This window comes from Sphingobium sp., from assembly GCF_033795625.1.
Classification (GTDB): domain Bacteria; phylum Pseudomonadota; class Alphaproteobacteria; order Sphingomonadales; family Sphingomonadaceae; genus Sphingobium.
Genome location: NZ_JARYGI010000032.1, coordinates 18,852 through 40,271 on the forward strand (window position 1 = coordinate 18,852; position 21,420 = coordinate 40,271).

Sequence of the window (21,420 nt, forward strand, 5' to 3'; positions counted from 1 at the left end):
GCCCCTCTTGCTTCGCGCCCATCCAGCGCCTAGCTGCACCGGCATGGCGGCACCTATACTCAGTTTCGAAAATCTTGGGCTCAATCAGGGCAGCGGCTGGCTGTTCAAGGGGCTCGACATTCAGGTCGGGCAGCGCGACCGGCTGGCGCTGATCGGGCGCAACGGCGCGGGGAAGACGACGCTGCTGAAGCTGCTGGCGGGCAGCATCGAGGCGGATCAGGGGATACGCTCCATCGTGCCGGGCACGCATGTCGTGATGCTGGAGCAGGACCCCGATGTCAGCGCCTTTGCAACGCTGCACGATTTCGCCTTATCGGGCGAGCGCGCGCCTGCGCCGCATGAGGTGGAGGCGATTGCCGATCAGCTTGGCGTCGATCTGTCGCGCGAAGCCGCTACGGCTAGCGGTGGCGAGCGGCGGCGGGCGGCGATCTGCCGCGCCCTGGCGAGCGAGCCGGACTTGCTGTTGCTGGACGAGCCGACCAACCATCTGGACATCGCCGCGATCGACTGGCTGGAGAGTTGGCTCAACCGCTATAATGGCGCGTTCGTGGTGATCAGCCATGACCGGACGTTCCTGACGCGGCTGACGAAGCAGACATTGTGGCTCGACCGGGGCAGCATCCGGCGGGCGGAGATCGGCTTCGGCGGGTTCGACGCATGGATGGAGCAAGTCTATGCCGAGGAAGCGCGCGCGGCCGACAAGCTGGACGCGAAGCTGAAGATCGAAGCGCACTGGCTGGAGCGCGGCGTGACGGCGCGGCGCAAGCGCAATCAGGGGCGCTTGTCCAAGCTCTACGAGATGCGCGAGCAGCGGGCGGCGATGGTCGGGCCGCAGGGCATCGCGAAGCTGGCGATGGCGAGCGATGGCAGCAAGACCAAGAGCGTCATCACTACGGCGCATGCGACGAAGACGTTCGGGGACCGGGAGATTATCCGCGATTTCAGCATCCGCATCCAGCGCGGCGACCGGATCGGCATCGTCGGCGGCAATGGCGCGGGCAAGACGACGCTGCTCAAGCTGCTGACGGGCGAGATCGAGCCGGACAGCGGGACGGTGACGCTTTCCAAGACGCTGGACATGATCTTCATCGACCAGCAGCGTAGTCTGATGGCGCCGGAAAAGCGCGTACGCGAAGTGCTGGCGGAGGGCGGGGACTGGATCGACGTGCGCGGGGTGCGCAAGCATGTGCATGGCTATCTGAAGGAGTTTCTGTTCGACCCCTCGCTGGCGGAGGCGAAGGTGGGCACGCTCTCGGGCGGCGAGCGGTCACGGTTGCTGCTGGCGCGGGAGTTTGCGCGGGAATCGAACCTGCTGGTGCTGGACGAACCGACCAACGACCTTGACCTGGAGACGATGGACCTGTTGCAGGAAGTCATCGCCGATTATGACGGCACGGTGCTGATCGTCAGCCATGACCGCGACTTCCTGGACAAGACCGTGACGATGACGCTGGGGCTGGATGGCTCGGGCGACATCGACATCGTGGTGGGCGGCTATCAGGACTGGGTGAAGCAGCGCAAGGCGCGGACGGCGCCAAAGGTTGCCAGGAAGGCGGAGGCCCCTGCTCCGGTTGCCGCGCCTGCGCCTAAAGCGGTGAAGCTGACGTATAAGGATCAGCGGGATTATGAACTGCTGCCCCGGCGGATCGAGGAGATCGAGGCGGCGATCGCGCGGGACGAGGCAGTGCTGGCGGACCCGGCTCTCTATGTGAAGAACCCTGAGAAGTTCGCGGCTTTGACCAAGGCGATCGATCTGGCGCGAGCGGAGAAGGACGCTGCGGAGGAGCGCTGGCTGGAATTGGCGGAGAAGGTTGGGGGGTAGGTTTAGCGCCTACGCCTCGTCCCGTTCGCCCTGAGCGAAGTCGAAGGGTTTTGCTGAGCGCAGGCGAAGCACCTTCACTTCGCTCAGGGCGAACGGATTAGAGCGAGCAGTCCTTACCGCGCGCCATTCCATTCGTCGCGGAGCAGGCCGAAGATCAGGCTGTCGCGGACCCCAAGGTGCGTTTTCCATTCGCCCCTTAGCCGTCCCTCCTCCTTGAACCCCAGCCGCCGCAGCAATCCGATGGAGAGGACGTTATCCGGATCGACATCCGCGAAGACGCGGCGCGCCGCCTTGTCTGCGAAAAGATGATCGACCACGGCACCAACGGCTTCCCGCGCGAAGCCCTTGCCCCAAAGATCGCGGCGCAGGAGATAGCCGATTTCCCACACGCCGGGCCGACGCATTCCCGCGCCGACGCGACCCATGGCCTCCTTGTCGCTCAGCGTTATCGCCCAGGCAAGCCATTCGTCGCCATAACCGCCATCCGGCGCGATATAGGCACGGGTTTCCTCAACCGTGGCATGAGGGCCGCTGGACCACCAGGTCATCAGTTCCGGGTCGGAAAATGCGGGGAACAGCGCCTCGGCATCGGTGGGCAGCAGCGGACGGAGCGTCAACCGATCGGTGGCCAGACGCTCCGGTGCGATCATGACGCCTCGCTGCCCTTCAGTGCTTCGACCAGCGCCTTTACTTTCTTCTGCCGCCATTGCGGGAGCGGCGCGACGAGCCAGTAGCTGCGCGCGGAGTCGACGGATTCGCCGATTTGACGCACCCGGCCCTCGGCGATGTCGCGGGTGGCGAGGAGCAGAGGGACGGTCGCGCGACCGAAGCCGTTCGCAGCGGCCTCTATGGCAAGGCCCGCATCGGCGACGTGCATGAACGGGTCGCCCTCCCCTGCATCCGGCGAGCCGGTCCAGCCGATGGAGCGGTCGGGGCCGCCCTGCGGCGCCTCCACGACGACGAAGGCAGGGCTGCCGATGCGGACGCCTTCATGGTCGCCGGGGCCGTCCGTCAGGCGTAACGCGAGGTCGAGATTGGCTTCGGTGAAATCCAGCACATCGTCAGCGGCGACTATCGAGAAATGCAGGTCCGGCTGATCCTGGGCGTAGCGGGCAAGTTGCCCCTGTAGCCATTTGGCGGTGATGTCGCGGGGCGCGGCGATGGTGAGCGAGAGGCTGGACTGCCCGACCTGCATCGCCCGCACCGATTCCTCGAACATCAGGAATCCCGAACGTAGCGCGTCCAACCCGGCTTCGGTTTCCGGCGTCAGTTCGAGGCCCTTGGGCGTGCGGCGGAAAAGGACGACGCCCAGCATATCTTCCAGCGCGCGAATCTGCTGGCCCACGGCGGCAGGCGTCACCGCAAGCTCGTCGGCGGCGCGCGTGAAGCTCAGGTGCCGCGCGGCGGCATCCAGCACGCGCAGGCCATTCAGGGGCAGGTGCGTGCGTTTCATTCGGCGATAGCAGGCGCGATCAGCGGGAATTCGGGTATCGCGATATCGAAGGTCTCGCCGCTTGCGCCGACCATATGATAGCTGCCCTTCATTGCGCCGGTCGGGGTTTGAAGGGGGCAACCCGACACGTAGTCATAGGACTTTCCGGGATGCAGAACCGGCTGTTCGCCGACCACGCCCTCGCCCTCGACATGATGCTGCGCGCCGCGTCCATCGGTGATGAGCCAGCGGCGAGCGAGCAGCTGGATCGGTTCGCGGCCCTCATTCTCGATCCGGATATGATAGGCCCAGAACCACCGCCCGCGATCCGGCTCGGACTGCTCCGGCAGGAAACTGACCGAGACGCGCACGGTGATGTCGCGCGTGGTCGAGGCGAAGGGGAACAGGGCTTTCACGCCGCCAAAATCGCCCAGCGGCACCGTACAGTCAACGGCCAATCGACTTCAGCGCCTGATCCAGGTCCGCAATAAGGTCTTCGGGGTCTTCCAGACCTATGTTGATGCGCAGCATGTCCTCGGTAATGCCGACTTCCAGCCGCGCTTCCTCGGCCATGCCGAAGTGGGTGGTCGAGGCGGGATGCGTCATCAGCGAGCGGGAATCGCCGATATTATTGCTGATGTCGATGAGTTGCAGGCCGTTCAGCAGGCCATGCGCCTCCGCCCGGCCTCCGCCGACGTAGAGCGAGAAGATCGGCCCCGCCATCTCCATCTGACGCATGGCGAGATCGTGCTGCGGGTGGCTGGGGATGCCGGGATAGACCACACGTTCAACGCGGCTTTCGAGGAAGTTCGCGACCACGACCGCGTTTTCGCTCTGGCGGCGGATGCGCAGGTCGAGCGTCTCCAGCCCCTTCAGCACCACCCAGGCATTGAACGCGCTGAGCGTCGGGCCAGTGTTGCGATGGAAGGGCAGCAGCGTGTTGATGATGAAGTCCTGACTCCCGCAGATCGCACCGGCGAGGACACGGCCCTGCCCGTCCATCATCTTGGTCGCGCTATAGGCAACGACATCCGCGCCGAACTCCATCGGCCGCTGGAGCGCCGGTGTGGCAAAGGCGTTGTCCACGACCGAGACGATGTCGTGCGCCTTGGCTAGACCGCAGACGGCGGCAAGGTCCACGACGTCCATTGTCGGGTTGGCGGGGGTTTCGAAGAAGAAAACTTTCGTGTTCGGGCGAATGGCGGCTTCCCATGCGGACAGGTCGCGCGCGTCCACGGTCGTCGTCTGGATACCGAACTTGGGCAGCAAAGTGTCGGTGAGCCAGCGGCAGGAGCCGAACAGCGCCTTGCCCGCGACCACATGATCGCCCGCCGAAAGCTGGCACAGCAGCGCGGCCGTCATTGCCGCCATGCCGGTAGTCGTGGCGCGGCAGGCTTCGGAGCCTTCGAGCAGGGCGATGCGCTTTTCCAGCATCTCGACCGTGGGGTTTTGCAGGCGGCTGTAAGTCATGCCCTGCTGGTCGCCCGCGAAGCGCGCGGCGGCGTCTTCGGCACGATCGTAGCTGTAGCCCGAGGTCAGGAACAGGGCTTCGGAAGTCTCCCCGAACTCCGAACGCGCCGTGCCGCCGCGCACGGCGAGCGTCGCGGGGCGCCAATTGGCGGTGATCTTGGGGTCCTGTCCGCTGAACCTTTTCATGGCGTCCGTTCCGTATCCTTTGTGGTCAAAGCGCGGCGAGTACCGCGTCGCCGATCTCTACCGTAGACATGCTGCCGCCAAGGTCCGCGCCGCGCGCGCCACCCGCCAGCGCCTTAGCCACGGCCGCTTCGATCCTGTCGGCCTGTGCGGGCAGGCCAAGCGAATAGCGCAGCATCATCGCGGCGGAAAGGACCGTTGCCAGCGGATTGGCCTTGCTTTGTCCCGCAATGTCCGGGGCGCTGCCGTGGATCGGTTCGTAGAGGCCCTTGCCATCGCTGTCGAGCGAGGCGGAGGCCAGCATGCCGATGGAGCCGACGCACATGCTCGCCTGATCGGAGAGGATGTCGCCGAAGAGGTTGCCGGTGACGATGACATCGAACTGGCCGGGATCGCGGACAAGCTGCATTGCGGCATTGTCGACATACATGTGCGTGAGCGACACGTCGGGATATTCTGCGGCAGTCTCGATCACCACATCGCGCCAGAGTTGCGAGGTTTCGAGGACGTTCGCCTTGTCGACCGAGCAGAGTTTGCCTCTTCTCGCCTGCGCCGTGCGGAAGGCGACATGGGCGATGCGGCGGACTTCGCTCTCGCTATAGGACATCACGTCGTAGCCTTGGCGCTGGCCTTCGGCGGTCTTGCGCATGCCCTTTTCGCCGAAATAGACGTCGCCGTTGAGCTCGCGGACGATCATCAGGTCGATGGCCGCGGCGATCTCCGGGCGGAGAGTGGAGGCGTCGGCGAGTTCGGGAAACATCTTCGCGGGGCGGAGATTGGCGAACAGCGTCAATTCCTTGCGCAGGCCCAGAATCGCCTGTTCCGGGCGGAGGTGACGTTCCAGCGCGTCGCAATCCGGATCGCCGACTGCGCCGAACAGGATCGCGTCGGCACGGCGGGCGAGATCCAGCGTTTCGGGTGGGAGAGGATGCCCGACAGCTTTATAGGCCGCGCCGCCGACAAGGGCCTCCTCATAGGTCAGCCCGTCGATGGCGAGCGCGTCGAGCACCCGTCGCGCCTGGGTGATGACTTCCGGCCCGATCCCATCTCCCGGCAACAGCGCAACCAGCATTTTCAACGCTCCCCTACATTCGTCGAGGCGCAAATGCAGGAAGCGTGCGGCTCACGCAACCGCTCTTTTCAGGCGTTCGACTAGCCGCTCGCGTGCGGCGAGTATGTCGCGGCGGCGGTCGGTCAGGATCGAGCGTTCGAGGAAGTGGCCTGTCAGGCGCAGGCCGTCGAGAATATCGGGCCATTCCGCTTGGCCGCCCGCGGTCAAAAAGCGCGGCAGGGCCAGCAATCGCGCTTCATATCCGGCGGAGGCCGCGCTGCTGACCGCGGCCGCGCTCTTGGGACTGACATGCGTGAGATCGTCGCGCGCTCCGGTGACGACGCATTGCGCCAGGTCGAGGCCGAAGCCCAGTTCGGTCAGCAGCAACAACTCATAGCGGACGAGCGCGACGGCCCAGCCGCGCGCGGCGGGGGCGGCCTCTATGGCGGTCAGGATGCCGTCCAGCGCCTGATGCAGCGCGGGGTAGTCGTTTTCTTCCGGCAGGGCCGCGGCGGTCAGGGCGCAGGTCCAGTCTATCGCGGCGGCGGGCAGCGCTTCGGTGAGGAGCGGCGCGCGGCTGTGGATCATCTCGACGGTGAGGCTGGCGAGTTGATCGGGCGTGCGGGCGCGGAATTCGGCCTGCACGATGTTGCCCGGTTGCAGGATGGGCCGCATCTGGCGCGATCGGCCGCCACGGACATAGCCGGAGACGAGGCCATTCCGGGGCGTCATGGCACGGACTATGGCGCCATGTTCGCCGTGCGGGCGAACGGCGCAGATTATGGCGTGGGTGCTGAGATGGGGCACCCTAGCCCGTCAACCCTGGATGGGGATCAGCCATGGAAATAGTCGTAGACCTGCTGAGCTACCGCGTTGGAAACGCCGGGGGCCTTGCGCAAGTCTTCCAGGGCGGCGCTCTTGACCGCCTTCGCCGTGCCGAAGTGCATCAGCAGCGCCTTCTTGCGGGCGGGGCCGATGCCGGGGACTTCATCGAGCGAACTGACGGTGATCGCCTTGCTGCGCTTGTCGCGATGCGCGCCGATGGCGAAGCGGTGAGCTTCGTCGCGCAGGCGCTGCAGGTAGAAGAGCACCGGGTCGTTGACCGGAAAGGTGATTTCACGGCCGTCCATCAGGTGGAAGACTTCGCGGCCCTCGCGGCCGTGATGCGGCCCCTTGGCGATGCCGATCAGGGTGACGTCCTCTACGCCGATTTCCTCCAGCGCATATTTGGTGGCGCTTAGCTGGCCCTTGCCGCCGTCGACCAGCACGAGGTCGGGCCATTCGCCGGTCTCACGGTCCGGGTCCTCACGCTGGGCGCGGCCGAAGCGGCGTTCGAAGACTTCGCGCATCATCGCGAAGTCGTCGCCGGGGGCAGTCTCCGGGCGCTTGATGTTGAACTTGCGATAGGCGGACTTGCGGAAACCCTCCGGCCCGGCGACGATCATCGCGCCCAGTGCATTGGTTCCCTGAATGTGGCTGTTATCATAGACTTCGATGCGTTCGGGAACGGCCTCCAGCCCGAAGGCTTCGGTCATGTCGCGCAGCACCTTGGCCTGCGTCGTGGTTTCGGCAAGGCGGCGGTCGAGGGCCTCGACGGCATTGCGCTGCGCCTGCTTGATGAGGCGTGTGCGGTCGCCGCGTTGGGGCATTTCGATGCGGACGCGGGAGCCGGCACGCTCGGTCAGCGCCTGCGCGATGAGTTCGCAGTCGGCAGGCTGGCGGTCCGCGAGGATCAGCTTGGGCGGCGGCACTTCCTCGTAGAACTGCGCCATGAAGCTGCCCAGCACTTCGGCTTCCTCGACTTCGGCGGTGTGGATCGGGAAGAAGCTGCGGTGACCCCAGTTCTGGCCGCCGCGGATGAAGAAGGCCTGGATGCACATCGCGCCGTTCTTCGTCGCAAGCGCGAAGATGTCGGCGTCGCCCAGCCCTTCGGCGTTGATCGCCTGGCTGCCCTGAATGAAGGTCAGCGCTTTCAGCCGGTCGCGGATGACGGCGGCCTGCTCGAAGTCCATTGCGTCGGACGCGGCCTGCATCGCCGTGCCGAGCTTCTGCTGGACCTTGGTGGATTTGCCGCCGAGGAAATCCTGCGCGTCCTGCACCAGTTCGGCATAGGCGTCCGGGGCGATGCGGTCGACGCAGGGGGCCGAGCAGCGGCGGATCTGATAGAGCAGGCAAGGGCGCGAGCGATTGGCGAAGAAGCTGTCGGTGCAGCTGCGCAGGAGGAACAGCTTTTGCAGCGCATTGATGGTGCGCGTGACCGATCCGGCGCTGGCGAACGGGCCATAATAGCGCCCCTGCGCCTTGCGCGCGCCGCGATGCTTCTGGATGCGCGGGAAGGCGTGATCTTCGCGCAGGAGGATGAAGGGGAAACTTTTGTCGTCGCGGAGCAGGACATTGTAGGGCGGGCGGAACCGCTTGATGAGTTGCGCCTCCAGCAGCAGCGCCTCGGCTTCGCTGTTGGTGGTGACGATGGTCATCGAGCGAGTCTGCGAGACCATGCGCTGGAGACGGCGCGGCAGGCGGTCGACCTGCGTGTAATTGGTGACGCGGTTTCGGAGGGCGCGGGCCTTGCCGACATAGAGCACGTCGCCGCGCGCATCCTGCATGCGATAGACGCCGGGGCGCGTGGGCAGGGTTTTCAGGACATTGCGGATCGCCTCGACCCCGGCGTCGATGTCAGGCGTGTCGGAACCGCGGACAGTGTAGCTGGCTTTTTCTTCGTTGAAACGGTCGGGGGCTTGGGGGCGGGACATGGTGCGGAGATAGGGCAGCGGGCGACGGTTGCAAAGGTGTAGAAGGGCCGCTGGCTATTCTTATCCGCCGTTCGCCCTGAGCTTGTCGAAGGGCCCTGCTGAACGAAGGCGAAGCCCCTTCACTTCGTTCAGGTCAACCCTTCGACAAGCTCAGGGCGAACGGGAGGTGAGGCATCACCAAACGAAAAGGCCGGGAGCGATCCCGGCCTCTGAATTGAATTAGCCGTTCGGCTGGCTCAGACGACCGGACCAAGCGCCCTGATCGCACTGTCCACCATCCGCTCGTCAGCCTTGGCGTCGTGGCCCTGGGCGATCAGGGTCGCGGCTGCGGAGGTTGCGGCCTGCACGGCCTTGGCGCGGATGTCGGCGATGGCGGTGCGTTCAGCGGCGGCGATCTTGTCCTCGGCCATTTTCTGGCGGCGGGCGACGAGCGTGGCGGCGCTGGCCTGCGCGTCGGCTATGACCTGCTTGGACTCTTCCTGCGCATGGGCGCGCATGGTTTCAGCGTCGCTGGTGATGGCCGCCAGCTTGGCTTCATATTCGGCCTTCAGCGCTTCGGCTTCGGCGCGAAGCTTGGAGGCTTCGTCAAGCTGGTTGCGGATCGCGGCGATCTTCGCGTCCAGTCCGCGGGTGATCAGCGCCGGGACCTTCTTCCACAGAAGGATCGCGATGAAGGCGGCCATGGCGAGACTGACCCACGCCGTGGCATCCAGGCCAAGCGCCTGCGGATCGGTGTGCGGCACGACGCCTTCATGGGCGACGGTGCCGACCGGCTCCAGACCTTCTTCGTGAATGGCCTGATTGAGATGCGGGGCGGACTCAGCCATGGACCAGTGCTGCCTTTACTGTCTGGCGGGCCAGTTCGGGATCGGGCCGTGCGCCGGATACCTTGACCACCATTTCCTGCGCGGCCTCGACGGCCACGGCTTCGATTTCGGTCATTGCCGAGACACTGGCGGCGCGGATTTCCGCTTCGGCGGCAGCGATCCTGTCCGCCAGAGCAGCGTCGCTCGCCTTGACGCGGGCTTCGGTTTCGCGAGCGCCCTCCGCCTTGGCTTCGGCAAGAATGTGCTGGGCGGCGGCGCGTGCGTCCGCATCCCGCTTGCGATAGTCCGCCTCGATCTCGTCGGCGCGGGCGAAAGCCGCCTTTGCCGAGGCGAGATCGCCGCCGATCTTCTCGTCGCGCTTTTCCACTACGGCCTCGACCTTCGGCACCATGCCGAGACCGATGACGAAGAAGACGAAGCCGAACGTCAGCAGCAACCAGAAGATCTGGGAGGAATAGGTTTCGGCGATTTGCGCGATTTGAGGCATGGGGACTCCGCAGTACCTAACGGACCGGCCGCTTCCCCGGAACTGCCGGAGGAGCGGACGATCACTTTATTGTCAGGCCACGAACACCAGGATCATGGCGATAACGAATGCCAGCAGGCCGAGAAGTTCGGCAGCGGCGAAGCCGATGAACAGGCGGCCCTGCTGGCTGTCAGCGGCGCCCGGATTGCGCAGAGCGCCTTCCAGGAACGAGCTGAACACGTTGCCCACACCGAGGGCGGCGATGCCCGCACCGATGGCGGCCAGGCCTGCACCGAGCAGCTTTGCGGCTTCTGCGTCCATGTCGATAACTCCTTCTTTAGAACTTGAGATAAGCGTTGGGTAAATCAGTGAAGATTGACGGCGTCGTTGATGTAGACCGAGGTCAGCAGCGCGAACACATAGGCCTGGATCACCGCGACCAGCATTTCCAGCGCGCTGATGCCGATCATCAGCACGAAGCTGGACAGACCGACCGTCAGGCCGAGGCCCGCACTTGCATTGCTGCTGTTGATGACGAACCCGGCCAGCACCTTGAGCAGGACGTGCCCCGCGGTCATCGCGACAAACAGTCGTAGGCCGAGGCTGAACGGGCGCACCATGAAAGAGATGAGTTCGATGAAGAACAGCGGCACCACCATCAGCGCAGGCGTACCGTGCGGCACGAACAGCGAGAAGAAGTGGAAGCCATGCTTCCAGAAGCCGACGATCAGAACGATCGAGAAGCTCATGATCGCGAGCACGCCGGTTGCCGTGAAATGGCTGGTGAACGTGAACGGGTGCAGGCCGAACAGGCCCAGCGGCAACAGGCCCAGCAGGTTGGCGAGCAGAATGAACATGAACAGCGAGAAGACGTAGGGAATGAAAGGCTTGCCGCCCTCCCCGACATTCGAAATCAGCAGATTGCGGGCAAAGCCGGTCATGCTCTCGACCGCGGCCTGCCAGCGGCCCGGCACCAGTTCGCGCTTCATGCCGCCGATCATGAAGATCCACAGCACCACCGCAGCGGCCACCATGTAGAGGGCGCTGTTGGTGAAAGCGATGTTGAAACCGCCGATTGCCAGGTGATCGGTACCGAACAGCGGTTCGATCGCGAACTGGTGCATCGGGTCGATTTTGCCGGATTGTGCCACGCGAAGCCCCTGAAACCCTAACTGGTCCTAAGACCGTGCTACTATGACAAGAGCGCCCTTATTTCTTAGGACGCTCCGTCGAAATTCGTATGATGTTCCTGAAGGCTACGATGATCCCCATGAAGAGGAAAACCAGCAGGAGCACAGGGGCAGTACCAAACAGCCGGTCCAAGACCCAGCCGATCACAGCACCGCCGACAAGACCGCCGATCAGTTCCGCCAACACCCGGTTGCCAAGACGACTACCATCGTCTGGCTCCTGTTTCGTGCTGCCGATCCTGACCTTCTCGTCGCGTTCGGCGCGCTCCAGTCGCTGTTGCAGCGACGTGATGCGTGCGTCTTCCCCGACGGGGTCTTCCACGGGTCCAGTATCCGTCATCCTAACCTCCTGCCCGCCTCTATGATGAGCGGCACAGGAAAGCCATGAACGCCAGACGCTGCACCCGTCAAGGCGCGGCCCGTTTAGAAAGGGTGTTCCTTCAAGTCAACCGTAGTTCAAAAGCAGGAGCAATATGCCCTCTCATCCCCGTTCGTGCTGAGTAGGGACTGAGTTTATCGAAGGCCCATATCGAAGCATCAATCCTTCGATACGCCATTTCGACTTCGCTCAATGGCTACTCAGGACGAACGGAGTTTGCTGAGCGCCAGGGACTCACCCCGCCGTGGCGCAATAGGAGGGAAGCGCGATGGCGCCTGCGCCCTTGGTCTGCCATGCGCCGGTGCCGATGCGGTAGGCCTGTCCCGTCTTGACGCGATTGGCGAGGGTCTGGCAGCCGGTGGCCGCGGCGACATCGGCAACCGTGACGCCGCGCTTGCCCGCAAGATCGGTATAGGCGGCGCGGCGCTTGATGTTGATCGATTCGACTTCGGCGCGGACATCGGCGGAAACCGATCCGGAGACGCCGAGATAGCCGTCCGACTGCTCGCCGACAGTGCCGGCGGCAATTGCCTGCGCGACGGCGCCAGATTGCGCGCGGGCAGGTGACGTGAGCGCAAGGCCGGTGGTCAGCGCGATGGCGGCGCCAGCGGCGAGGAGGAGGATTTTGCGTGTCATTGCGGGAACAACTCCGGGTTATTCTGGATAAGGTCCTGTGCATCGCGTTGCAGGCGCACGACCACTTCCTGCTGCACCTTCACATTGAGGTTGATCTCGATCGGCTTGTCCGGCGCGCGCACCTGAATGCAACCTGCGAGGGACAGGCCGGTCAGGCCCAAGGCAATGATGCTGTTTCTATTCATTCAGGGTCCTTCGTTACGCTCTTGTCGCTTTCGGCAGGCTGAACGGCAAGTCCTATCGACGATTTGGGCTGGATGGTCGTGACCGGCGCATATTGATCGCCCAGATTCGCGCGGATGAGTCCGCTCGGGTCGACGAAGGATTGCGCGCTGTTGAGCAGGCCACGGAACGGCGCTTCGATACGGATGTTGAAGAGGAACGGCAAGCCGACGAAGTTGCGGGCGATGCCTGCGGGCGCGTCGCCCAGCTTGCCGCGATTGACGCCATTGAACGTTACCTGCGTCACCAGCTCGCCGTCCAGCGCGCCGTCCATCAGAATCGTGAGGCACTTGTACTGGAGGTTCTTGAGCGCGTCGAAGGCCATCTTGCCATAGACGCCGAGCTGTTCGTTGGAGACCGGGCCGACATAGGCTAGCGTGCCGCCCTGCAACGTCGGGTCGCAGGTGATGGAGAGATTGCTGGTGTCGGAGAGGATCAGCGGCGCGCGGCCGATCTGGCGCGCGGCCAGCACGCCGCCGACGATGCGGCCGCCCTTGTCGTCGAACACCATCGGCAGCAGGCCGTCATAGGTGCCGGTCGCGGAGATATTGTCGAGGTCCAGCGTCTGGATGAAGGCGCCTGCGTCCAGCCCGACGACGCGGAAGGAGAGATTGCGGGGCTTGTCCGCGCTGAAATCCAGCGTGGTGGGAAGCAGGCTGAGTTGCCCGCCCGCAAAGGGCCATTCGCCGCCTTCTATGCGGACCTGCTGGTTCGGGATGAGCTGATAGCGGATTTCGCCGTCCAGCACTTCGACGCCAGGATTGATGCTCTTGACGCGGGCGATCTGGTTCGGGGCGGAGACGAGGCCGACGAGATCGATGAAGCGCAGTTCGCCCGACAGGCCCCTGACGGGGCCGAATGCGGCGGCGAGGTCCATGGCGTCGGTACGGAAGACGCCGTCGCTGGTGACGTTGCTGCCGGTCCAGCGGATCTGCCCCTTGCCGGAGACGGTGCCGCGGGCATTTGCTATCACGCCGATGGCGAGGCGCGTCAGGGCTTCGGGTTGCAAGCCTTGCGTGAAGGCGATTCCGGGGACGTCGAGGTCGGCGTGGCCCCGGCCCGTTCCGAGTTCATGGGCGATGTCCGTGCGCGCGACCAGCGTGCCGGTATTCGGTTCGAGCAGGCTGCCCTTTGCGGCGATGCGATTGTCCCGAAGGGCCAGCGTGAAGTCGCGGCTGACGAGCGGCTCGAATCGGCCGGGAGACTGCGCGTCGGTGAGCCTCAAGCTGCCATCGACGCGCAGGGTGCTGGCGGCGTAGCTCCAGCGGCCTGCGGCTTCGCCGACCAGCAACGGGACTGCGCCGATGCGTCCGGTGGCCCCGCCCATGGTGCCGGACAGGCCGCGCGAGTCGATCCTGCCCGCGAAGCTGGTCGCGGCGAGGCGGACCGGGGTCGTTGATTCGCCCAGCAGCATGAGCGCATTGCTGAGGTCGAAGCTGCGCGAAGCCAGTGAGCCTCGCATTGTGTCGGCGGTGAGGCGCATGGGGCTGCTGCCGAGCTTTCCGGCGATGTTCAATTTGGCGATGCGCGCGCCGCCGGAGAGGCCCTGCGGACCATAAGCCAGCAACGCGCCGCCATCGGGGCAAAGCGTTGCGCGGGTCGCGCCGAGGCTGAGGCTGCCGAAGGTCATGCTCGTCAGCCCGAGCGGGGCGCAGCGGCGATTGACCGACAGCGCGCCATTGGCGGCGACCTGGCCTTCTATGGGGAATGTGAGGCCGCGCAGGCTGCCGCCATTCAGCGGGCCGTCGAGGCGGATCGCGGTTGCGAAGCGGGTTGCGCCGCCCTGCCCCGCCGAGAAGCGGACGGGCTCCAGCGCGAGCCGTGCGCCGGACGCGGCATAGGGGTCGATGAACAGCTGCCCGCCGAAGCCGCCGCCGGACCGCTGCGCGAGGCGCAGGGCTGCGCGGGGCAGACCGCCGCCGTCCATCGTGACTGCGCCATTCAGCGCCCATTCGAGGCCGCCCCCTGCACGCGGCCAGCCGAACGTCAGGCGGCTGTCCTGTCCAAGGCCCAAGCGTGCGCCGCTGCGGCTCGTGAAGTCGGCGGCTGTGATGGTGGCGGAACCCTTGCCGTCCTTCTGCAACAGGGCGAAGCGCAATTGCGCACGGTTGTCGCGGCTAGCGGCGCGCACGGCGTCGGCGAGGCGCAGGGCGAGGGGCGCGACGGGAGAGCCTGCCGTGGACGTGCGCAATGTCGCCAGCGGATCGTCGCCCGCCAGCGCCACGCGTTGGGAGGAGAGGGCTGCGTTCATCTGCGCGTCGATCCCTTGGCGGCCAGGCGCAAAGGAATAGGCGCCGGTCAGTTCCGTCTGCGCGGTGCGGACAGCGCCCTGCTGCACATTCGCCGCAGAGAGGCGGATCTGGCCGTTGGTTCCCTTAGCGGTGCCATCGAAAGCGAGCCGCCCCGCGGGCTTGACGAGCGTGGTGCCGGCGGCCTTTGCGGAGAAGGCGGCGAGGTCGACATGGCCAGTCCAGCGGTCGAGCGCCGCCGAAAGGGTGATCTCGGTGGTAAAGACGGGTTGGGCAATGCCTATGCCGCGATCCTTGCAGCCGACCGCCGCGCCCCTGACGGGGCCGCGAATCTGTGGGCGGCCTTCGCGCATCGCGATGTCCAGCCAGGCGCTGGCGTCCGTGATCCCGCACCCGGCGAGCGCCAGTTGCGGCGCTACCGCTGCCAGTTTCCCCCGGAAGCCCGAGCGCAGATTGCCATCGCCCTCCAGCTTCAGGCCCATCTGTCCATAGTCGGTATCCAGCCGCATCCGCGCATCGCGCAGACCGACGCGCAGGTCGGGCAGGCTGAACGGCGCGGCGGAGGTGGGGGAGCGAAACTTGTCGAGTTCGCCCAGCGAGAGGACGCCATGACGAAGCGTGCCATTCATGCGGACGCCGCTTGCGCGCACGGCGGCGACTTGCGGCGTCAGGCCGGAGAACGACAAGTCGATCTCGGCCCAGTCGGCCGTCAGGTCGGGACGAGCCCGATCGCCCAGCACGACATTCTCGATCCTCTGGGTGCGAAGGCCGATATGCACGATGTCATAATCCGCACGCACGCCCAGGCCGTTGAGTTCGCGTTCGATGAAATTCTCGGCGATGGGCTGGCGCTGCGTCCACAGGGCGAGCAGGAGAAGCCCGATCACGCCAACGATGGCCGCTAGCCGGCGAGCGAGCAGGCTGCGGCGACCACGGGGCGATTCGCCCGCTTCCTCGCCGATGTCACCGTCCATTCTTATGCAACCCCGGCTTCTTTCGCATGGCCATAGAAAAGCCGTAACGCATGAACAACGTCTGACCAGCGGGAAATATCCTTGCGGGAGATTTCCCGGCTCTCTACGCCCACGTCATGAGCGAGGGCGATGGACCGGCTGGCCGGGAACATGATGGGGTCGGACATCGGGCGCGGCTGCGGCAGCGGCTGGCGGACGGCGGGCCGGATGCGCTGCTGGATCACGAGCTTGTCGAATATCTCCTGGCGCTGGCCATCCCGCGCCGCGACACGAAGCCGCTGGCCAAGGCGCTGCTGCATCGCTTCGGCGGGTTCGGCGGGCTGATGACGGCCGACTGGCGGGCGCTGGCGCGTGAGCCGGGCATGGGCGACACCAGCGTTGCGGCGATCAAGATCGCGCAGGCGGCGGCGTTGCGCCTGCTGAAAGCCAAGGTCGTCGAACAGCCGGTGCTGTCGAGCTGGGACGCGCTGCTCGATTATCTGCGCGCCGACATGGCGTTCCTGACGGTGGAGCGGGTGCGCGTGCTGCATCTCAACAGCCGCAACATGCTCATTCGCGACGAGCATATGGGCGACGGCTCAGTCGACGAAGCGGCGATCTACACCCGCGAAGTGATTCGCAAGGCGATCGACCTGGGCTCGACGGCGCTGATCCTCGTGCACAACCACCCCACTCTCTTAAATCGATCACGTTGGATCACGCATAAGCACGCTGAATCACTAGGACATTCGCGTATTTTTGGTCTTGCGTAGTGGGGGCGGTTTTGGCAAATTGGGGGCGGTTTAAGGGGTAGGAAACGGCATTCCGCTCCCAGCAAACGATCCCCGTTTCTCCTTGACCGATCCCAGTTGCGGGACAGGAGAAACGTGATGCCAAGCCTGACCGATACCGCGATCCGACATGCGTTGAAGCGGGTCGAAGCAAGCCAGAAACAAGAAAACCTCGCCGACGGCGAAGGGCGCGGGACCGGACGGCTCGTCCTCGTCCTGAAGCCCATGCCCAAGCGCGTGACCGCCGACTGGATGGCGCAGCAATGGCGCGACGGCAAGCGCGCCAAAAAGAAGATCGGCGCCTATCCATCCACGTCCCTCGTCGAAGCGCGCGCGATCTTCAAGCGCGACTATGCCGACGTCATCCAGAAGGGCCGGAGCATCAGGATCGCGACCGATACCCGCCCCGGCACGGTCGCTGACCTGTTCGAGGGCTATGTCGCGTCGCTCAAGAGCGCAGGCAAGCCGTCATGGAAGGAGACGGAAAAGGGCCTCAACAAAATCGCCGACACGCTTGGCCGCAACCGTCTCGCCCGCGAGATCGAACCCGAAGAGATCGTGGAAGTGATCCGGCCGATCTACGACCGCGGCGCGCGGGCGATGGCCGACCATGTCCGTGGCTATGTCCACGCGGCCTATGGATGGGGCATGAAGTCCGACAACGACTATCGGAACACTTCGCCGCGCCGCTTCCGAATTCCCTTCAATCCGGCCACGGGCATTCCGACCGAACCCAAGGTCCAGGGCACGCGCTGGCTCGGCGAGGACGAGTTCGTCCGGCTCTATCGCTGGCTGGAAAGCCCCGACACGCCCATCCACCCGCCCTACACCCGCGCCGTCCGAATCCTCATGCTGACCGGCCAGCGGGTCCAGGAAATCGCTCGGCTCCACATCGACCAATGGGATGCCAAGGAGCGGATCATCGACTGGTCGAAGACCAAGAACCTTCAGCCGCACGCCGTCCCCGTGCCGTCACTTGCCGCCGAGTTGCTCGAAGCCATCAACGTGAACGAATATGGCTGGTTCTTCCCCTCCGCGACGGACCCGTCGAAGCCTGTCAGTCATGGGACGCTTTACTCGTTCATGTGGCGCCAGCGCGATCGCGGCGTCATCCCCTATGTGACGAACCGCGATCTCCGCCGCACCTTCAAGACCTTGGCGGGCAAGGCGGGCGTCTCGAAGGAAATCCGCGATCGTCTCCAGAACCACGCGCTTCAGGACGTCAGCTCCAAGAACTACGACCGCTGGAACTACATGCCCGAGAAGCGTGCCGGCATGGCGAAGTGGGACAAGTTCGTCCGCGCGATGCTGGCGAAGAAGAAAGGTGCCGACGCCTTGAAGAAGGCAGCGTGAGCGGTCGGCTTCTCGTGTTGGCCGCCGCGACCGCGACGCTCTGCTACGCCGCGCCGGCCCATGCAGATCCGTGCGAAGGCACTCTCCCCACGCGGGCCGGCGTCCAGTTCTCAGGCATCGTCCGATATGTGGGAGATGGCGACGGTCTCTGTGTTGGGCGAACGGCGGCCCCCAATGAGTGGATTGAAGTCCGCCTCGCCGATTTCAACGCCCCGGAGCTACACACTCCCGACGGTCCCGCGGCCAAGGCGGCGCTCGAACGCCTGGCCCTACAGCGCGAGGTCGTATGCACATCCGAGCGCGGGCGCGGCGGCCGTGTCCGCTCCTTTGACCGCGTTATCGCGCGCTGCCGGATCAGCGGAGCCAATCTTGGCGACCTGCTGCGTCAGGCCGGCGTAGCCGAGGGCGGCCGGTGATGCGATCCAGCTCACCATTGACCTCGCATAGCTTGGAGGCTATATGACTTGGGAAGTCAGATTGCATTCGGCCTTCGAGGATGAGGTTTTGACCTTAGAGCGTGACGTCCGTGTCGCACTGTTTGCCGCCGCCAAGCTGCTTTCCGATTTCGGCCCGCAGCTTGGCCGACCCCACGCAGACACGCTCAAGGGGTCCAGACACGCCAATATGAAGGAGCTGCGGTTCGAGGCGGCCGATGGCGAATGGCGAGCAGCCTTCGCCTTCGATCCTGAGAGAAAGGCGATCCTGCTCGTGGCCGGCGACAAGTCGGGTGGAAGCCAGAAGCGCTTCTACAGGAGCCTGATCGCAAAAGCGGATTTCCGGTTTTCCGACCATCTGGAAAGCCTGAAATCCGGAAAGAAGGAAAAGTGAGATGGCACGGAGCCTGAACGAATTCATTGCTGAACTCCCCGCGGATGAGCAGGCGGAGATCGAGGCGCGCTATCAGGTCCTCAAGCAGGAGGTCGAAGGCCTGCGCGAACTGCGCCAGATCGCCGGCAAGGCGCAGGCCGACATCGCCACCGCGCTGAACATCAAGCAACCATCGGTCTCAAAGATCGAGAAGCAGGCGGACATGTATCTCTCCACGCTTCGCAGCTACGTCGAGGCCATCGGTGGCAAGCTGGAACTGATCGTGAAGTTGCCGACCCGCCCGGCATTCACGATCCAGCATCTCGGCGATGTGGTTGAGCCCACCGGAAAATCCGGCGTTGCCCGGCGCAAGGTCGTTGTCTCGCGGTAAGGCCAATGCCTTCGGTCTCTTCCCTCGCGCGACCGTCAAACCTGCGGCAACTCGCTCAATGACGATCGGCGTCTCGCACGATCTCGACACCGGCGACGTGGTGCTCGTCGTCAAGGCCGAACAGACGATCTACGACTTTGCACCAGATCGCGCCCGCTTGGTCGCCGCCGAACTACGAGACGCGGCGCGCGCGGGCGGTGCGGTCCTGATTGTGGCCACGGCCGACGATGGCCGGCAGATCAGGCTCGGCGGGGACGCGGCCGTCGCGTTGAACATGGCTGAAGACATCGAGTGCAACGCGGATCTCGGCCAAGCGATCAAGGCATCTAAATAATTCCGACGCACGAGCGCGAGTAGCTATGTAGCATTCAATCGGCGTGGGATACGCCGGGCAACGTCGTCGATTTCGAGGTGCAGGAGAAGTCATAGATCGTGGTCGAGAGCCCACCACTTCAAGCGAACAAAGACATCCTAGAAGCGGGTGCCGGACCATTTGTAGCTGACTGGTTCGGTGATGACCTCAAATGAACCCACAAATCCTGCCGGTGGTGACGGCGACGACGGAAACGCACTCGTCACCATCACCGTTCTCAATGCGCAGCCGGCGAGCGGAAAGGCCCTGTACGCTCTGGTCGATGTGGAACTCCTCATCGAAGGCGTCGAGGTAGTGATTTATGGTGTACAAGCGCGGCGAGTCCCCGACGGCGGGACATCGATCCACTTGCCCACGTTCAAGGCCGCGGACGGCACCTGGCAGCCAGCAATAAAGCTTCCGAGTGAGCTGCGCGGCCCCTTGGGAGATATCGTGCTGGAATTTCTGGTCCAGGAAGGTCTCGCGAAACCCCGATAGCGCCGCGGCGACCGGATCAGGACGCCGCGCGTCGCTGACTGCTCTCGGCTGCCGCGCTTGCGCTCACCGCCGTCCCAGCACGCGTCGCATAGAGTGGGATCGCGCCAGCGACACCTTGCGCATGCCGCCGCAGCAGCGCTTCGGTGGTCTCGCTGTCGGCCGGATGCGCGAAGGCAAAGCCCTGGCCAAGCTTGCAGCCCATCGACCAGAGCTGACTGGCCTGAACTTCCGCTTCGATGCCCTCCGCGACCACGCGGATGTTGAGACGCCGTGCGATATCGATCAGGCCCTCGACAATCACCATGCTTGGATCATCCGGCCAGAGCCGTGCGATGAACGCCTGGTCGATCTTGATGATGTCGACGGGCACGTTGAGGAGATGCGTCAGCGAGGCGTAGCCGGTTCCGAAATCGTCGAGCGCGACGAGGACGCCGGCGGCCCGGACCGCCTCGATCTCGCGCGCCACCACCCGGTCGCGCCGTCCGAGATAGACGTGTTCGCTGACCTCAAGGATGAGATGGCTGAGCGGGACACTGGCTTGCCCGAAGACATCCTTCAGCTTGCTGGCGATGCTTCCCGTGTAGAAGTCAGCCGTCGACACGTTGATGCCGACATGCTGAATCGGGAGCCCTCGATCGAGCCAGCGACGCATATCGCGTGCCACCGTGGCCAACATGCATGCTGTCAATTCGGACGCGACACGCGCGTCAGTCGTCGCCTCGTGAAAGGCGCGCGCCGCTATCAGCTCGCCTTTGCGCGTCCGCATGCGGCAAAGGGCTTCAAGACCGATGATCTCACCCGTATCGAGTCGGACGACCGGCTGATAGTGCGCTTCGATCCGGTCCTCGGCCAGGGCATCGCCGACATCGCGAATGGCGTCGCGTCGATGCGTAATCCGCGTCCCAATGCCAGGCCAGTAGCGCACGAAGCCGCCTCGACCGGTTTCTTTGGCATGATAGAGGGCGAAGTCGGCCGCCTCGTTTACCGCGGCCGCCGTCACTTCAGAATCGCCGAGCACCGCTCCGCCGATCGTCGCGCGCGGAACGACCATGTGCCCCTCGCACGACGCAGAAACCTCAAGCGCGCTGAAGATCCGCCCCGCAGCCGCATCCAGATCGGCGAGAACGGTCGGCGCCTGGACGAGCACGGCGAACTCATCGCCGCCGAGCCGGAAGGTCACATCAGGAGCCATCGCCCGAGCGACCCGGCTTGCGGCAACCTGGATCAGGGCGTCGCCGGCAAGGTGGCCGAACGTGTCGTTCACGATCTTCAGATTGTCGAGGTCGAGAATGAACAGTCCCCACGATCCCGGTTCATCGCAAGGGACGCGGTCGAGCGCCGCGTTGAAGGCTGCCCGGTTCGGGAGGCCCGTCAGCACGTCAATATTCGCCCGTCGCTCCTGATCAATCGCGCGCTCATGAATCTGGAGAGCAACGCAACACAGATCCATGCAGATCGCGATGACCGACTTCTCTTTGTCATCCGGCGCGCGGCACTCCCGAACGTACAAGGCGAGCACTGGACTTGTAACGGTTTTGTGCCGGTCACCTATCTCATTATGCCACCTTGGCTTCGAACGCGAGTGGGCTGATGCC

At 64.8% G+C, this 21,420-nt stretch carries 24 protein-coding genes; 8 read left to right on the forward strand and 16 right to left on the reverse strand.

Annotated elements, in window-relative coordinates; translation table 11 throughout:
* Window positions 1-43: 43 nt before the first annotated feature.
* Complete coding sequence (locus QHC67_RS14395; RefSeq protein WP_319295356.1) at window positions 44-1,822, forward strand: ABC-F family ATP-binding cassette domain-containing protein; 1,779 nt, start codon at window positions 44-46, stop codon at window positions 1,820-1,822.
* Between the two features lie 113 nt (window positions 1,823-1,935).
* Here QHC67_RS14395 and QHC67_RS14400 read toward each other — a convergent pair whose 3' ends face one another.
* From QHC67_RS14400 to QHC67_RS14470, 15 genes are all read right to left on the reverse strand, one after another.
* Complete coding sequence (locus tag QHC67_RS14400; protein WP_319295357.1) at window positions 1,936-2,472, reverse strand: GNAT family N-acetyltransferase; 537 nt, start codon at window positions 2,470-2,472, stop codon at window positions 1,936-1,938.
* Entirely contained in the window at window positions 2,469-3,275 is an 807-nt protein-coding gene (locus QHC67_RS14405; protein ID WP_319295358.1) for a LysR family transcriptional regulator, read from the reverse strand. The genes QHC67_RS14400 and QHC67_RS14405 overlap by 4 nt, the downstream gene beginning before the upstream one ends.
* Window positions 3,272-3,670 carry a Co2+/Mg2+ efflux protein ApaG gene (apaG, locus tag QHC67_RS14410; protein ID WP_319295380.1) on the reverse strand — a complete coding sequence of 133 codons (399 nt, stop codon included), beginning with the start codon at window positions 3,668-3,670 and terminating at the stop codon, window positions 3,272-3,274. Before apaG ends, QHC67_RS14405 begins: the two co-directional genes overlap by 4 nt.
* A 31-nt stretch (window positions 3,671-3,701) precedes the next feature.
* Window positions 3,702-4,910 carry an O-succinylhomoserine sulfhydrylase gene (gene metZ / locus QHC67_RS14415; RefSeq protein WP_319295359.1) on the reverse strand — a complete coding sequence of 403 codons (1,209 nt, stop codon included), beginning with the start codon at window positions 4,908-4,910 and terminating at the stop codon, window positions 3,702-3,704.
* A gap of 25 nt (window positions 4,911-4,935) precedes the next feature.
* Entirely contained in the window at window positions 4,936-5,979 is a 1,044-nt protein-coding gene (gene leuB, locus QHC67_RS14420) for a 3-isopropylmalate dehydrogenase (RefSeq protein WP_319295381.1), read from the reverse strand.
* Between the two features lie 51 nt (window positions 5,980-6,030).
* The gene (gene recO, locus QHC67_RS14425; protein ID WP_319295360.1) at window positions 6,031-6,765 is read right to left on the reverse strand and encodes a DNA repair protein RecO; all 735 of its coding nucleotides are present in this window, start codon (window positions 6,763-6,765) and stop codon (window positions 6,031-6,033) included.
* Window positions 6,766-6,791: 26 nt separating this feature from the next.
* The gene (gene uvrC / locus QHC67_RS14430) at window positions 6,792-8,711 is read right to left on the reverse strand and encodes an excinuclease ABC subunit UvrC (protein WP_319295361.1); all 1,920 of its coding nucleotides are present in this window, start codon (window positions 8,709-8,711) and stop codon (window positions 6,792-6,794) included.
* Window positions 8,712-8,947: 236 nt separating this feature from the next.
* On the reverse strand, window positions 8,948-9,538 hold the full coding sequence (locus QHC67_RS14435) for a F0F1 ATP synthase subunit B (RefSeq protein ID WP_319295362.1): 591 nt from the start codon (window positions 9,536-9,538) through the stop codon (window positions 8,948-8,950).
* Window positions 9,531-10,025 carry an ATPase gene (locus QHC67_RS14440; RefSeq protein ID WP_319295363.1) on the reverse strand — a complete coding sequence of 165 codons (495 nt, stop codon included), beginning with the start codon at window positions 10,023-10,025 and terminating at the stop codon, window positions 9,531-9,533. Before QHC67_RS14440 ends, QHC67_RS14435 begins: the two co-directional genes overlap by 8 nt.
* 72 nt (window positions 10,026-10,097) lie before the next feature.
* A complete protein-coding gene (locus QHC67_RS14445; protein WP_104952836.1) occupies window positions 10,098-10,325 on the reverse strand; it encodes a F0F1 ATP synthase subunit C in 228 nt (75 codons plus the stop codon).
* Between the two features lie 44 nt (window positions 10,326-10,369).
* Window positions 10,370-11,128 carry a F0F1 ATP synthase subunit A gene (locus tag QHC67_RS14450; protein WP_319295382.1) on the reverse strand — a complete coding sequence of 253 codons (759 nt, stop codon included), beginning with the start codon at window positions 11,126-11,128 and terminating at the stop codon, window positions 10,370-10,372.
* A gap of 85 nt (window positions 11,129-11,213) precedes the next feature.
* Window positions 11,214-11,534 (reverse strand): AtpZ/AtpI family protein, encoded by a 321-nt coding sequence (locus tag QHC67_RS14455; protein WP_319295364.1) that lies wholly within the window; start codon window positions 11,532-11,534, stop codon window positions 11,214-11,216.
* Window positions 11,535-11,807: 273 nt separating this feature from the next.
* The gene (locus tag QHC67_RS14460) at window positions 11,808-12,209 is read right to left on the reverse strand and encodes a YdbL family protein (protein WP_319295365.1); all 402 of its coding nucleotides are present in this window, start codon (window positions 12,207-12,209) and stop codon (window positions 11,808-11,810) included.
* On the reverse strand, window positions 12,206-12,394 hold the full coding sequence (locus tag QHC67_RS14465; protein ID WP_319295366.1) for a YnbE family lipoprotein: 189 nt from the start codon (window positions 12,392-12,394) through the stop codon (window positions 12,206-12,208). Before QHC67_RS14465 ends, QHC67_RS14460 begins: the two co-directional genes overlap by 4 nt.
* Window positions 12,391-15,654: a YdbH domain-containing protein gene (locus QHC67_RS14470; RefSeq protein WP_319295367.1), complete on the reverse strand. Its 3,264-nt coding sequence runs from the start codon at window positions 15,652-15,654 to the stop codon at window positions 12,391-12,393. Before QHC67_RS14470 ends, QHC67_RS14465 begins: the two co-directional genes overlap by 4 nt.
* Window positions 15,655-15,770: 116 nt before the next feature.
* On the opposite strand from QHC67_RS14470, the gene QHC67_RS14475 reads away from it, so the two are divergent.
* The 7 genes from QHC67_RS14475 (at window position 15,771) to QHC67_RS14505 (ending at window position 19,825) form a co-directional block, all read left to right on the forward strand.
* Window positions 15,771-16,406: a JAB domain-containing protein gene (locus QHC67_RS14475; RefSeq protein ID WP_319295368.1), complete on the forward strand. Its 636-nt coding sequence runs from the start codon at window positions 15,771-15,773 to the stop codon at window positions 16,404-16,406.
* 117 nt (window positions 16,407-16,523) lie between these two features.
* On the forward strand, window positions 16,524-17,777 hold the full coding sequence (locus QHC67_RS14480; RefSeq protein ID WP_319295369.1) for a tyrosine-type recombinase/integrase: 1,254 nt from the start codon (window positions 16,524-16,526) through the stop codon (window positions 17,775-17,777).
* Entirely contained in the window at window positions 17,774-18,193 is a 420-nt protein-coding gene (locus tag QHC67_RS14485; protein ID WP_319295370.1) for a nuclease, read from the forward strand. The genes QHC67_RS14480 and QHC67_RS14485 overlap by 4 nt, the downstream gene beginning before the upstream one ends.
* A 43-nt stretch (window positions 18,194-18,236) precedes the next feature.
* The gene (locus QHC67_RS14490) at window positions 18,237-18,605 is read left to right on the forward strand and encodes a type II toxin-antitoxin system RelE/ParE family toxin (protein ID WP_319295371.1); all 369 of its coding nucleotides are present in this window, start codon (window positions 18,237-18,239) and stop codon (window positions 18,603-18,605) included.
* 1 nt (window position 18,606) lies between these two features.
* Window positions 18,607-18,975 carry an XRE family transcriptional regulator gene (locus QHC67_RS14495; RefSeq protein WP_319295372.1) on the forward strand — a complete coding sequence of 123 codons (369 nt, stop codon included), beginning with the start codon at window positions 18,607-18,609 and terminating at the stop codon, window positions 18,973-18,975.
* Window positions 18,976-19,033: 58 nt separating this feature from the next.
* A complete protein-coding gene (locus QHC67_RS14500) occupies window positions 19,034-19,309 on the forward strand; it encodes a hypothetical protein (RefSeq protein ID WP_319295373.1) in 276 nt (91 codons plus the stop codon).
* Window positions 19,310-19,489: 180 nt separating this feature from the next.
* Window positions 19,490-19,825, forward strand: a complete 336-nt coding sequence (locus QHC67_RS14505; RefSeq protein WP_319295374.1) for a hypothetical protein — start codon at window positions 19,490-19,492, stop codon at window positions 19,823-19,825.
* Window positions 19,826-19,841: 16 nt separating this feature from the next.
* On the opposite strand, the gene QHC67_RS14510 is transcribed toward QHC67_RS14505, so the two are convergent.
* Window positions 19,842-21,420 (reverse strand): putative bifunctional diguanylate cyclase/phosphodiesterase (locus QHC67_RS14510; RefSeq protein WP_319295375.1); only part of this gene is annotated, 1,579 nt, incomplete at its 5' end.

Excerpts from the sequence above, each read along its gene's own strand:
- QHC67_RS14405 (WP_319295358.1), bottom strand. The coding sequence starts at position 3,275 with ATGAAACGCACGCACCTGCCCCTGAATGGCCTGCGCGTGCTGGATGCC.
- QHC67_RS14395 (WP_319295356.1), top strand. The coding sequence starts at position 44 with ATGGCGGCACCTATACTCAGTTTCGAAAATCTTGGGCTCAATCAGGGC.
- leuB (WP_319295381.1), bottom strand. The coding sequence starts at position 5,979 with ATGCTGGTTGCGCTGTTGCCGGGAGATGGGATCGGGCCGGAAGTCATC.
- QHC67_RS14450 (WP_319295382.1), bottom strand. The coding sequence starts at position 11,128 with ATGCACCAGTTCGCGATCGAACCGCTGTTCGGTACCGATCACCTGGCA.
- metZ (WP_319295359.1), bottom strand. The coding sequence starts at position 4,910 with ATGAAAAGGTTCAGCGGACAGGACCCCAAGATCACCGCCAATTGGCGC.
- QHC67_RS14480 (WP_319295369.1), top strand. The coding sequence starts at position 16,524 with ATGCCAAGCCTGACCGATACCGCGATCCGACATGCGTTGAAGCGGGTC.
- QHC67_RS14490 (WP_319295371.1), top strand. The coding sequence starts at position 18,237 with ATGACTTGGGAAGTCAGATTGCATTCGGCCTTCGAGGATGAGGTTTTG.
- QHC67_RS14455 (WP_319295364.1), bottom strand. The coding sequence starts at position 11,534 with ATGACGGATACTGGACCCGTGGAAGACCCCGTCGGGGAAGACGCACGC.
- QHC67_RS14440 (WP_319295363.1), bottom strand. The coding sequence starts at position 10,025 with ATGCCTCAAATCGCGCAAATCGCCGAAACCTATTCCTCCCAGATCTTC.
- QHC67_RS14465 (WP_319295366.1), bottom strand. The coding sequence starts at position 12,394 with ATGAATAGAAACAGCATCATTGCCTTGGGCCTGACCGGCCTGTCCCTC.
- QHC67_RS14500 (WP_319295373.1), top strand. The coding sequence starts at position 19,034 with ATGACGATCGGCGTCTCGCACGATCTCGACACCGGCGACGTGGTGCTC.
- QHC67_RS14475 (WP_319295368.1), top strand. The coding sequence starts at position 15,771 with ATGAGCGAGGGCGATGGACCGGCTGGCCGGGAACATGATGGGGTCGGA.
- QHC67_RS14435 (WP_319295362.1), bottom strand. The coding sequence starts at position 9,538 with ATGGCTGAGTCCGCCCCGCATCTCAATCAGGCCATTCACGAAGAAGGT.
- QHC67_RS14445 (WP_104952836.1), bottom strand. The coding sequence starts at position 10,325 with ATGGACGCAGAAGCCGCAAAGCTGCTCGGTGCAGGCCTGGCCGCCATC.
- QHC67_RS14505 (WP_319295374.1), top strand. The coding sequence starts at position 19,490 with ATGACCTCAAATGAACCCACAAATCCTGCCGGTGGTGACGGCGACGAC.
- QHC67_RS14470 (WP_319295367.1), bottom strand. The coding sequence starts at position 15,654 with ATGGACGGTGACATCGGCGAGGAAGCGGGCGAATCGCCCCGTGGTCGC.
- QHC67_RS14400 (WP_319295357.1), bottom strand. The coding sequence starts at position 2,472 with ATGATCGCACCGGAGCGTCTGGCCACCGATCGGTTGACGCTCCGTCCG.
- QHC67_RS14460 (WP_319295365.1), bottom strand. The coding sequence starts at position 12,209 with ATGACACGCAAAATCCTCCTCCTCGCCGCTGGCGCCGCCATCGCGCTG.
- uvrC (WP_319295361.1), bottom strand. The coding sequence starts at position 8,711 with ATGTCCCGCCCCCAAGCCCCCGACCGTTTCAACGAAGAAAAAGCCAGC.
- QHC67_RS14495 (WP_319295372.1), top strand. The coding sequence starts at position 18,607 with ATGGCACGGAGCCTGAACGAATTCATTGCTGAACTCCCCGCGGATGAG.